The sequence below is a fragment of the Pediococcus sp. genome (genome assembly GCF_003533255.1).
Taxonomy (GTDB): Bacteria; Bacillota; Bacilli; order Lactobacillales; family Lactobacillaceae; genus Pediococcus; species Pediococcus parvulus.
Map to the genome: position 1 here is coordinate 7745 of NZ_DOEM01000021.1, position 12687 is coordinate 20431.

Here is a 12687-nt window from a genome sequence, read left to right on the forward strand (position 1 = left end):
AACTTTATTGGAGCCTTTCAATTACGCATCCATCACTTTTTATGTTTTAGTCTACCTTCATTGCCCGAACTTCTTCAATAAACCAACGATTGAAGTCATCTGTATCAATGCCAACTGCGACTTCCGCATTTGTTTGCCCATTATGATAGGCACCACGAATGTCAGCCACCGTCTCACCAATTGCGGGACCACTAGTCTGAATATCAATCCAGTAGTTCACCGTTTGGTAATATTCCGGATGCAAGAGGTAGCAAATCGTATTCACGTCATGCATCGGAATGCCGCCTTCATGGCCTTCATAGTAATGTTTAAAAATTGAGGCCAACATATTGCCTGCTTCTCCTAACGTGGAAACTGTCTCCAAGGTTTTTGGAGTCAACAAGGCTTTCATCGTCACATCCAACCCAATCATCACAATCGGAATCCCAGAATTATACATAATTCGCGCAGCATCAGGATCTGTGTACACATTAAACTCAGCCGCACTTGTCATATTACCACGGCCAAGTGCTCCACCCATCGCCACGATACGGGTAATTCTGGACTTCACTTCTGGATGGACAGCTAACAGTAAGGCGATGTTCGTGTAAGCCCCTGTTGGCACTATTGTCACGGGCTTTGAACTACGCATGATGGTCAGATACAGGGCCTCCATTGCAGAGTGCTTTACCGTTTCACCCACAAATTCATCAAAATCATAACCGGGCATCCCTGATTCCCCATGGATTCTTGCCGCATCTTCAAACGGCTTAATTAAAGGTTGTTCGGCACCACTAGCTACAGGAACTTTTTTGTCGAAGAAATGGACTAGTTTCAGCGCATTCCGCGTCGTTTTATCCACTGTGACATTGCCCGCCACGGTCGTGATTAGCCGAACGTCAAACTCAGGATTGTTCAAAGCAACGGAGATGGCAGCTGCATCATCAATTCCAGGATCGCAGTCCATAATTATTCTAGTTGTCATGATTGTTTGTGACCTCCTCATAAAGTTGGTTTCCTTAGTTCCATTGTACTGGTTTCTCGCAATTTGAATAGCCCTAAATTCGTTCCGCAATTATCAAAAAACACTTCTGGTATTACCCAAAAATATTTTTATAACGGTTTAAATTGGTACTGGTGCCGACAAGTTCGCCTTGAACCACGATTCGATTTGGTTCATTGTAGTTCGCCGAAGCACAGGTAATCAGTGTGACCACTTTTTTACCAGGAACATCTCGCAATACTTCCACTTCGTTTTTGGGGACGGTCCGTTTGCTGTAGGTACGGTAACGGTAAACTTTTTTCATGTCCGTAAGGTAAATCATGTCGCCCACCCGCACCCGTTTTAAAGGTGAAAACAGAATCCGCGTATTCGTCATATAGTGCCCAGCCATGGCATAGTTGCCCTTGCCCATCTGTTGATCTTCCGACATGGTGCCGGCACCTCGTGACAGGACCTGATTGCCCAATCCTTTCCCAATGGGTAATCGAAGCGACACATTAGGAATCGCAACTTTGCCGACCGACGCATATTCAGAAGCATTGCCACTCTGTATGGCGTTTTGAGCGGCATTTTGGACAGCATCTAAACTAACGCTAACTGGATTCAGCATTTTGACTGTTGAATAATCAAAATTAGCCGATTTTCGTTTGGCTGCTTCCACCTTTTCAGCAGTCATATCATCCACTTCTTGATTTCCCATGTGACGAATCAGCGGATCACTTAACAGCGCAATCAGCATGATCAGTAAACCAAACAAGAAAATCGATCCCAGCAACCATCCTTTTAGTTTTCGGCTCATTTAGCTCACCTTCTTCTGCTCTTGCGTTTGTACCAACGATAACCACCATATGTTGCGCCACCTGCTACAAGGATACCGAGACCAATCCACAACCATGGAATTTGTTTCTTTGCTGCCGGTTCCTTTTCGTTTGGAATGCGATGCCCCCGGACTAACAAACGGTGGGTATTGATCATGTAAGGTGTACAGGTCATCAACGTCACATAGTTATAGTTATCATCCCTTTGAAAATTATCTAGTCCTGTTGGCTTGACCGTTTTGATGCGATCCACCTTGTAGGTCATTTTTTTACCTTTAGAGTTGATGAAGAACCGATCGCCAACTTTCATTTTTGGTAAGTCCGTGAACAGCTTGCTTCCCGGCAAACCACGGTGAGCCGTGACCACGCTGTGGGAGCCTTTTTTCCCGTCTAGCGAGGACGTTTTTTCCATAAGACCAGCGCCTTCACTTAATTGCAGATCATCAGTACCTTTAAAAATGGGTAATTTAGCGTCAATTCCAGGAATGTTGATGGTTCCCAGCATTTCCACCTGCGTCAGCATCCCATTCATTACGTTGGATTTTTTGTTTTTATCCACTTTTTTGACGTTAAATTTTTGAAACGGATTCTTCAGCCAAGACCAAGTTTTATTAAGTTTGGAGGTCGAAACTACGACAGCCTGTTTGCTATGTCGTGAAACAGAGTTATAGGTATCAATCATGCGATGTTGTTGCTGTTGTGACATAGCATTCGATACGAATGGAAAGACAATAATGCTCAGACCAATTACAAATATTAGGGTTGCGAGTGTTCGTTTTAGCCATTTTCGTTTAATGACCAGCACCTCCTTTGGAAAACAGATTTTTTTGAGCTATGTATGACAATAAGGATGAACAAGCATCCTTATTGTTGAAACTTTATGTGGTAAAAATTAGTTAGCGATTAAGCTAATTTGTTTTTACGTGATTTGTAGTAATAGTATCCAGATCCACCCATCAATACTGCACCGATAAGGACGAATACCCAGATTCCCATACCACCAGTGATTGGAAGACCATATGTTGAGTTTTCGATTTCTTTTGCTGCAGCAGCTTCAGAAGTTTCACTAATTGTAAATGAAATTGTCTTATCTAATGGTGCATATCCATCTGGAGCTTTTGTTTCTTCAAGATAATATGTGCCATAAGGCATTGATGGAATATTAAAGCCACCCTTTACTCCTGTGTCACCTGAAGTAAACTTAGTCGCTTTTTCTGTTGTATCTACCCATCCGACGAATTTATTGGCTTCAAATTTTGCATATTTTCCTGCTCCAATTGTTGAATTATTGGTTACATAGAATTCAGCACCGTTTAAGGCACTACGATCGTCTCCATCCACTTTCAGAAAGTCTTTTTCACCAAAAACTAAATAGTTTTTTACAGAAAAGGTCCAAACACCATTTACTTGATTTACTGTTACGTCATCAGGAGTACTGCTGGTAATTGAGATATTACCTTGTGAAACTTTAAACTTAATTACTGCAGGCGTATAACCATCCACTTCTGTTTCCGTTAATGTATAGTTACCTGCTGATAAATTTTTAATTTTCAAAATACCGTTTTCATCAGTAGAAGCTTCTACAGGTTCAAAGTTAGTCGAACCATCTTTAGTTAAGGTAAATTCAATATTCTCTTTAAGTTCAAATTCACCTGGTTGATCTTTATCTTCCATTTTCTTTTCTAATTCCGGATCCGTTTTAGGTACCGTATTTTTAGCGTATAAATGCACCGTTTTTCCGGTTGCAGCCGCTAATGGAAGACTAAAAACAGTTGGAATTGCTTTAGAAGTTGTATGATCTGTATCAATATATGTTTCCAGAATCATATACTTACCGTTATTTGTAATATTGGTAAAATTAAACAGATTATCATTGATTTCAGATGTTCTGGAATCAATAGTCTGGATAGGAGCTGATACTCCTAAATCAGCTAACAACTCATCTTGTTCTCCGTCAAAGTTCAAAATATATTGTTGAAATGCATTGAATGCTTTTCCATCATCTTCATATGATGGCGTTGTACTTTTCTTTTTCCAGGCATCAAAGGCTGCATCTACACTGTAGATAGAAAATGCAACATCCCCATCGTCTTCTCGATTCCAATTTGTATAATCATCAAGATTATCTAACTCAGCACCAGTATTTGTAATATCTTTGGCGTCTTTACCTCTGATCATTTTATGCAAACTGACGGTAACCTTATCATCTGTTTCTGCCGCACTTACGCTTTTCACGCTAGTCATTCCCAGTGCTAATGGTGCCATTGCTGCCATAACCAACAGTCCTGCTCCGAGCTTCTTGAAGAGCCCTTTTTTCGTTGATTTCATATATTCTTCCTCCTCGTATTCTAGCTATTACCCTCTTTGATTTTTTGCTTACAGCCGTTGAAAACTTGTTCTATTATCTTTGTTGAAAAAATTTTATCCGCGCCGTTCCAATACCAGTGGGAGAATAATCCAATTATCCATTTGCTCTACCTCACTTTTTTCCGATACATCCACATGCCGGAAGCCAGTACCATCAAGCCAACTAGAATAATAATGAGGTTACCTATACCACCAGTTATTGGCATAGTTGGTGCAGTTAAATGATTATTGAAAGTCACTAATGTTGAATCGCCATCAATGACTGAGAGATCAATTTCAATCGATTTTTGACTCTCTTGAGTATCATTATTGTATGTGATGTCCGTTTTATAACCATCTGCTTCAACTTCTGTCACAGTTACTTTGGCATCTTCTGGGAGATCCTTAATTGTGACAGTTTGACCAGCGGTAAGTTCAATTGGAGAAGTCGATTCACCATCCGAATTAAACGTGATTTCCTGTTCATCGTTGCCAATTGTGTATTTATAGATACCTTCTTTTGCGGGATCAATCTTCAAGTCAAACTTAAACTTAGTATCATCCGGAACAGCACCAGAGACTGTTTTTTTGATTTGAAGATCCTTGGTTCCTGGTTCTTCCTCGGTAAATTTGTTCACATAATCTACAAGCTGACTCTCACCTTTGTCTACGGTTCCCATCACAATTTTGCCAGTGAATTTTCCATCAATAGTTGTTCCGGGATCCGTGTTAAATGTAATTGATGTGCTTGTAAATGGACCATCAGTTTCCTCAATCGAGAATTTTGATCCATCTGGTACAACTAAGGAAACGAACTGTTCATGTCCCAAGGTAATTGTCTCAGATTCCCCGTTTACAAATCGAAGCTCACGATCTGTGCTTTCACCACTAACACGCATTTTTAAAACACCTGTAAAATTCGGTTCATCTAATCTCGTAATAACAAACTGGAATTTTTCTTGTTTATTCTCGTCACTACCTTCAATCGTTTTTCGTAGAACTAATCTCGTTTCTTCCGGTTCGGGTTCTACCTCGGTAGTTGGATTGTACGTCCAAGAATGTGTTTCGGCAGATGAGCCAGTATATGTGTTAGCCACAATTGTTCCATTAAAGTTCGTTGTACTAGTAACTTCTTGAGTTGGTGCTAAAATCGATCCAAAGAATATACTACCCACCAGTTGAACTTTTTTTACATCTTCTGGAATTACCCATAAAATTGAATAATTAAATCTTTGATTCTCTCCGGCTTCAGGGTCAGAGCCAACTCCTACACCATCAACAAAAATTTTCATGTCTGATGCGCCCAGTCCGCCATCCGCTTGAGGCGTCGCAATAAAAATTAAATTTTGATCATCTCGTAATCTAATATCTAATTCTTTTCCTGCTATTTGCGCATTACTTACTTTGATAACAAAAGTGTTTTGTACAGCTTCGTCTTCAAAGTTTAATGTCAACTTATTGCCATCTGTTGTCAGATAACGTGTGTCATCAAAATCAATTGCATACGGAGTTCTTGCTAACTCGTTACGAGTCTGATGAAGCGTGGCAAGCGTACTAGTTACATCAATCCAGTTTCCATTGATAGCCGCTCCAGTAATCGTATTACCAGAGTTTTGATACTGATATTCGACTCTTCCTGTATTTAATGGTCCACCAGTCAAAAAAGTTTGTGCACCATTATTAATATCAGTCAAAGAATGGTCATTTCCGAAAACGGCAGCTCTCATAGTAATTCGATCTCGTCGACCATCATATGAGTTTACATAACTAGTTTCTTGCCAACGCGTGTCACGCTTCTCATTACCAATTTCGGCATGACTTGTTAATGAGTTAACCGCAAAGTTTCCACTTGTATGAGCTTGCCCCCCCATTAGCAAAATTTTCCGCAAAAATATGGAAATTTGCTGCAATTCCTAATGGATTTCCTGTTCTATCTGGTAGTGTAGGAATTGGGATTTGTTCTAGTGGTCGCGTTGTTTTAGTTTGCCCACTTTTTGTAGCTTTCGTTGCCTTTGAAGTCGCATCTGTGGCATCCGCATCATCTGATTCAGATTCGCTCTCACTGCTATCCTGTTTAGTTTCGGATTCAGTTTCTGATTCTTTTTCAGTTGATGTACTATCAGCAGATTCTGCTTTTTCATTTTCAACAGGTGCTAAAAATGATAAGCTTCCAAAGTTTACTGCTTGCGTTAAGCCACTAAACTGCATTTGGATATCTGCCTTAAAATCTTCCGCAATCGTTTGAATTTCCAACGGCAAGGTGATTTCGTAGTCAAACACTTGATCATCTGCAATGTTTTCAAATTCAGACTTGTTCCATTTCAACATGTAACTACTAAATTCAGAGCTATATTTATAACTCATTTTAGGTGCCGTTGAAAATGTGCCATTCACAACTTCGGGCGTAATTTCTTGGGTTGTACTCGACAATTTTAATGTGTCGGTTCCCAACAACTTCAGGACTGTACCATCATTCTCTCGTGCCTGTTTTCCAGTCATCTTCAAGTGAAACTTGGCATTCACTTGTTTATCAGCATCAACCTCCTCCAACTTTTCATCATTTTCGTTCGTTAGTTCTGTCTCCGTAATTCTAAACTGGTCAGTTTGATCTTCTTCGGCAAAGGCTCCCGTGGCAGGGTACCCAATTCCAAAAAGTAGCAAGCCAACCATTAGAACCGAGTAGATCTTCCTAATGGTCATACAGCTATCCCTCCTAAAACACGAAACGGCAACGTTCAAATTTATCACAGTAATCTTATGGTTACTATTACTTTGATTTGAGTATAGCAAGCGTTTTATATTTATTGCAAATTTAATCTATATTAACCATAATTTAGATCTAATTATCATTTACATAAAGTAAGCGTTTTATAAAAATATGTAAAAAAATAGTGAATATTCTGCCAAAATTTCTCAAAGGCACGATTATTCACTACTTTTACATTGTTTTGTGACAGTTTTTAGATATCTGTCACTTTATTACTCATTTTACCAACTAAACAGACCAACCACGCCGGCCGACATTAACGAAACTAGCACACCAGATAACAGCATGTAGCCCACGTTTTTAGAGATCACATCGTTCCTTTTACGATCCACGATTCCCTTGAACGCTCCGATAACCATTCCGGTAGTTGAAAGGTTCGCAAACGAAGTTAAGAAGACAGTCAACATTGCTTTGAAATGAGGGGCATAAGATTGCACAACAGGTGAAACTTTTCCCATCACCACGAATTCATTGGTAACTAATTTGGTTCCCATGAATTGGGCAAACTTGAAGGCTGTTGGCACATCTAATCCTAAAAGCCAAGCAAATGGGAACATGATAACTCCCAAAATATTTTCCAAAGTTAGCCAAGGTGCGATTAACTGCATGCCAGAATCGATTAATTTAGCTAACGCCACAAAGGCAATCACGTTCGCTAAAATAATCAAAACCAGTTTACCGGCACCTAAAATTGAATCACCCAAGAATGAGAAGAATGGTTCTTTTTTAGGTTTGGCATCAGCCTTAACTTGATCTTCAGCTAATTCTTCGGAGCCACTTGGATCAGTTGTTTGCGTATTTTCAGCAACTTGCGCACTGCTACCAATTTTAGCAATAACATCTTCTTCAGGTGTCACCGTAACAGGATTCAAAATAATCGTCACAATAATTGCATTCACAATATTAATTGGCACTGCGGCAATGACATACTGGCCGGGCATCATTTGCATGTAAGCACCCAGAATTGAGGCCGTCACACAACTCATCGACATCATGGCAATGGTTACCAAACGTTGAGCTTTCATCTGTTTCAATTGCAAACTCGAAACAGCGAGCGCTTCAGTATTACCAAGAAACATCATTTCAACTGCGAAGAAAGATTCAAACTTAGGTTGACGGGTAATAAATGCTAATCCGCGGCCAACCCATTTGATCAACCAAGGTAAGAAACCAATGTAAGTCAAGATATCAAACAATGGCACAATCATCAAAATCGGTAATAAGGAACTTGTCACAAAATCCATTTGTTTGACGTTTACCCAGCTAGCCAAGGCAAAACCGATCCCTGAATAGGAAATCTGAACCATCCAGTTAAACGCATCAGCAGCGGCTTTAACACCATCAATACCGATCGAAAAACCAGTTAAGAACCAGGCCAAGAAGACGTTAATAACCAACATGGTAATAACTGAACGCCAATCAACGTGTTTCTTATCTTTGGAGAATAAAAATGCAACGCCGATAAAAACAAGAATACCAAGAATATTAATAAGCAAATACATGTCTGTGGGCTCCCTCTTTCTATGTATAAATCCCAATAATTGCAACGGTCCTTTTATAATATACCGATTATGTAGACCCCTGTAAACAAGAAATATGGATAACCCCTAAATAACTTGGTTTAAACTAAAAAATGAATTGTTTGGGGATTAAATAGCTTGTTCCTTAGAAACCTGGGCGGGAACACAACGGACACAACTTTAAGCCAAAAAAATCTTAAAGATCGACCTTTTTGTTAGTGCTAAAGCACCAACAAAGATTTCGTTGCTAAGCCAGTTTCTATTTTGCAAGCTATTTAGTCTTCAAACAATTCATTTAAATCATTTAGTTCTTTGTTTCACTCAGTCTCTGCCAAAAATTACTGATATTTTTGCCCAGTTGATCGACCGAATACACCCGTTGATAATGTTGCCAGTGGCGAGGAAACAGGTTTGTATAGCGTCGTGAACCAAAGCGGTTATCCATCAACAACACGTTACCGGCATCCTCATTACTGCGAATCAGCCTTCCTGCCGCTTGCAGCACATGATTCATCCCCGGCAATTGATACGCATATTCAAATCCTTTTCCATTTTTGTCATTAAAATAATCACGCAACAAATTGCGCTCATCACTCAAGCCTGGCAACCCAACGCTCACAATCGCCACGCCAATCAAGTAATCGCCCACTAAATCGATCCCCTCCGAAAAAATACCGCCCAGCACACTGAAACCAATCAAGGAATGGGGATAATTTTTCGCAAACGCGTCCAAAAATTCTTTCCGCGCCGTTTCGTCCATTTGATTGCTTTGTTCAATCACATTAAATTGTTGATACTGATCTAAAAATGCATTTTCAATTTGCGTCATATATTTATAAGAGGGACAAAAAATTAAATAGTTTCCTTTTTTGGCGTTAACCATTTCAAAAATACTAGTGACAATACTTTGCACGCTTTTATCCCGTTGATTGTACGTTGTATTGACATACTGTGTGATCAAAATGTTTTGTCGCTGTTCTAAAAACGGTGAGGTTAACTGCAAACTTAAGCCAGTCGTTTCACAGCCTAAAGTTTCTTTGAAATAATCCATTGGCGACAACGTGGCCGAAAAGAAAACCACGCCCCGGCCCATTTTAAGAGACATATCCAAATAAGGACTCGGATCCAAACACAATTCCTTCACACTCACACTTTCATCATCATTCAACGTGACAATGACGCGATAACTTTCGTCGTAGAACGCCGAAATTTTGACGTATCTTAACAAGGTGAAATAGAAATCCAAAATTTGGGAGGTGAACGGCGTTGGTTCTTGTTTAGCTAACCAGTCCGACACAAACGAATTGAATTTTTCTAATCCGTGACGAAAACTATCCAGTTCTTCAGTGGTCACAGCCTTTGTTTTATGTTGTTCAACTAAAGGTAACTTAACTTGGTCAAAAACGGTTTGCACTTTTTTTAGCTGGTTTGAAATTCCCTGGACATCTTCATTTTGGCTGGCATTCTTAGCAGCCTTTAAGAGATTATCAATCTCACGATCATCAACTTCGGCCGTATACATGTCCCGCGATCGTGAAACTAAGTTATGCGCTTCATCGACCAAGAAAAAGTTGCTGTCATCCGGTTGGGAGAAGAAGCGCTGTAAATACACGATTGGATCAAAAAGATAATTGTAATCGCAGATAATGACGTCCATAAAGGTGGAAATGTCTAGCGAAAACTCGAACGGATCCAGCGTATGTTTCTTGGCATATTTTTCAATTGTGGGACGCGTAATTTGGTTTTCGTGCTCAAACACATCCCGAATGCCGTCCTTCAAACGATCATAATAGCCAATCATGTAAGGATTATCTTCAGGAGCCACATCAACCTCCTCAGGAAAAATAATCTTATCTTTGGCGGTCAGTGTAATGCTTTTAATCTGCAGACCTTTATCCACCATGAGTTGGATCCCTTTTTCAGCGACACTTCGCGTACTTTGTTTGGCAGTAAGATAAAATAGCCGATCGCTCAATCCTTCGCCCATGGCTTTAACGGCGGGAAACAAAGTTGAGATAGTTTTACCTGTTCCAGTTGGAGCTTCAACAAAAAGGCGTTTTTTTAGGGCGACTGTTTTATACACCGCAACCGCTAAATCACGCTGACCATTGCGATATTCATCAAACGGAAAGGCCAATTGTTTGATACTTTCGTTGCGTTTCTTACGCCAATCGCTACGCATGACAAGCCAACTACGGTATTCCTCAATCAGACCATCAAAAAAGTCTTGTAGGTCTTCACGCTTATACACATGTTCATTTTGCGTGATTTTGTCAGTTGTTCGCTGGTAATAGGTCAGTCTCAACGTCACTTCGGGCATATCTAAATCGTGCGTCAGAATTGCCCCATAAACTTTGACCTGACTCCAATAAAGTGTGAGTGTGTTTTCCGACAAATCTTCAAAATCAGGATCCGATGTTTTAATTTCTTCAATCACTAAACTATCGTTAGTTTGAATGACACCATCGGCCCGGCCATCAATCACATAGTCTTCCCCCGCCATCGAAACTGTGCGTTTGACGTAGACTTCTTTTTCATAGTTTTCACCGCCTGTTTTTTGCAGTTTGCGATGAATTCGAGCACCTTCGAGGGCTGTGTTTTGGCTGTTACTACTGGAACTGAGGTCGCCGGCACGAAGAACAAACTCCACCAATTGCCGAATTCCAATTTTATTGCCTGCCATTCGTGTCGCACCTCCATCCATTCCGTTTCTGTAATAACTAGACTTACTTTTAAAATATTTTTGTTAAAGTTTCGTAATATTAGCTTGTTATGATTATTAAATCAGTTCAAAAAATAAGGAGTTCACATGAAAACTAAAACTGCACTACCCATTTTACTATTCTTTACAACATTTTTGGCGATCTTCTTCGCCCAATCCAGCATTTCGGCGGACAGCATTAAACCTATCCAAGGAATTCAAGCAACAAGTAATCATACAAGGACACTATCCACTATTAGTCTTAAACAAAAGGGTCAACAAATTAAGGCTGATTCTAAGCCTGAAAAGACAGCCGCTACAAGTGACAAGACTAGCACAGCTAAGTATAGCGATCTAATTAGCTTACTTAAAAAACAGCTTGGCAAAAGCTATGTGTACGGTGCGGTTGGCCCAGACACTTTCGATTGTTCAGGATTAACACAATACATTTTCAAAAATGCGCTCAATAAAACATTGCCTAGAACCGCTCAAGCACAATATAACGCTTTTGATCACGTTTCGCATAGTAATGTAAAACCGGGCGACTTGGTATTTTTCAGTTATAACGGTGGTGCCACCATTGATCATGTGGGAATCGTAGTTTCAGGCGATAACCAAATGATAGATGCGCAAGATCGTGGTGTCATTAAGGAAAGCTATATGGCGTCTTATTGGAAACCATATATTGCTGGATATGCCCACGTAACGGATTTGGATTAAACTTCAGCATAACTTATTAGACTTAAAAAACACAATAGACTAGGCAAAATAGCAATATATGCCTAGTCTATTGTGTTTTTATATTTAAAGATCCACATCCATGATAATTTTATTTTCTTTTTTGAAGATATTTTGTAGCTGAATCATTTTGCTGTTTGTAGCTTGTTTATTGTTGCGAAAATCCCAAGACAAATCTAAATAAACAAGTTTGCCATCCATCTGCTTAATCTCCAAAATATGTGGTTTAAGCATCCAGGGCATAAAGACCTCCGGAATATAAGCACCAAACGCCACCACATCCGAAGAATCCTTTACCTCTGTCCTTGAAATAATGCGTGCAGTTTGGATGTTTTCAAACTGAATACTTCTAAAATTATTTTGCTTAGGAAAAAGGATGATATGAAGCCTTTCACCATATGTTTTCATAGGCAAATACCGAATACCGTTTTCTGAAATCATCCACCGATCGTAAAGATGGAAGATATAAGTTGGATAATAAACCAAAAGGAGTGCCAGAATCACACCAACTCCAGCAACTAAAGCTATCCAAAGCGGTACTGACAATGATATTAAGAAAAAAAAGACAATCAAACCCCAAATTGGACTTTTTATCAATGGGGCATAACTTGGTTGACGACCAAAATAAATCTTATCTACCATACTGCTCACTTCTTTCATGCAATCAACTATCTGAACATTTCTATTAATTCACCCTCATTTTAACACGATAGCGTTGAAATGATAACGTTTTCTATAAAAGCTCAGCTTTGACTTATCGGCATTCTCATCATTTACTCATTTGTTTTTAACATTATGCTAAAATAGTTCTAGGA

Annotated in this window: 10 protein-coding genes; 1 reads left to right on the forward strand and 9 read right to left on the reverse strand. The window is 39.6% G+C overall.

Annotated elements, in window-relative coordinates:
* Window positions 1-46: 46 nt before the first annotated feature.
* From rihC to DD627_RS04660, 8 genes are all read right to left on the reverse strand, one after another.
* A complete protein-coding gene (gene rihC / locus DD627_RS04625; RefSeq protein WP_057784902.1) occupies window positions 47-964 on the reverse strand; it encodes a ribonucleoside hydrolase RihC in 918 nt (305 codons plus the stop codon).
* A 112-nt stretch (window positions 965-1076) separates the two neighbouring features.
* Window positions 1077-1781 carry a class A sortase gene (locus DD627_RS04630; protein WP_260274588.1) on the reverse strand — a complete coding sequence of 235 codons (705 nt, stop codon included), beginning with the start codon at window positions 1779-1781 and terminating at the stop codon, window positions 1077-1079.
* A 5-nt stretch (window positions 1782-1786) separates the two neighbouring features.
* Window positions 1787-2605 (reverse strand): class C sortase, encoded by an 819-nt coding sequence (locus tag DD627_RS04635; protein ID WP_260274589.1) that lies wholly within the window; start codon window positions 2603-2605, stop codon window positions 1787-1789.
* A 98-nt stretch (window positions 2606-2703) separates the two neighbouring features.
* On the reverse strand, window positions 2704-4128 hold the full coding sequence (locus tag DD627_RS04640) for a SpaA isopeptide-forming pilin-related protein (RefSeq protein ID WP_068806661.1): 1425 nt from the start codon (window positions 4126-4128) through the stop codon (window positions 2704-2706).
* Between the two features lie 146 nt (window positions 4129-4274).
* Entirely contained in the window at window positions 4275-6017 is a 1743-nt protein-coding gene (locus DD627_RS04645) for a DUF7601 domain-containing protein (RefSeq protein ID WP_260274590.1), read from the reverse strand.
* Window positions 5977-6846, reverse strand: a complete 870-nt coding sequence (locus DD627_RS04650) for a hypothetical protein (RefSeq protein WP_260274591.1) — start codon at window positions 6844-6846, stop codon at window positions 5977-5979. Before DD627_RS04650 ends, DD627_RS04645 begins: the two co-directional genes overlap by 41 nt.
* Window positions 6847-7134: 288 nt before the next feature.
* Window positions 7135-8415: a NupC/NupG family nucleoside CNT transporter gene (locus DD627_RS04655; RefSeq protein ID WP_260274592.1), complete on the reverse strand. Its 1281-nt coding sequence runs from the start codon at window positions 8413-8415 to the stop codon at window positions 7135-7137.
* A gap of 322 nt (window positions 8416-8737) precedes the next feature.
* Window positions 8738-11116 (reverse strand): ATP-dependent DNA helicase, encoded by a 2379-nt coding sequence (locus DD627_RS04660; protein ID WP_057784413.1) that lies wholly within the window; start codon window positions 11114-11116, stop codon window positions 8738-8740.
* 126 nt (window positions 11117-11242) lie between these two features.
* Here DD627_RS04660 and DD627_RS04665 point away from each other — a divergent pair, with 126 nt between their 5' ends.
* Window positions 11243-11854 carry a C40 family peptidase gene (locus DD627_RS04665; RefSeq protein WP_057784412.1) on the forward strand — a complete coding sequence of 204 codons (612 nt, stop codon included), beginning with the start codon at window positions 11243-11245 and terminating at the stop codon, window positions 11852-11854.
* 84 nt (window positions 11855-11938) lie between these two features.
* On the opposite strand, the gene DD627_RS04670 is transcribed toward DD627_RS04665, so the two are convergent.
* A complete protein-coding gene (locus DD627_RS04670) occupies window positions 11939-12514 on the reverse strand; it encodes a hypothetical protein (protein WP_260274593.1) in 576 nt (191 codons plus the stop codon).
* Window positions 12515-12687 lie beyond the last annotated feature (173 nt).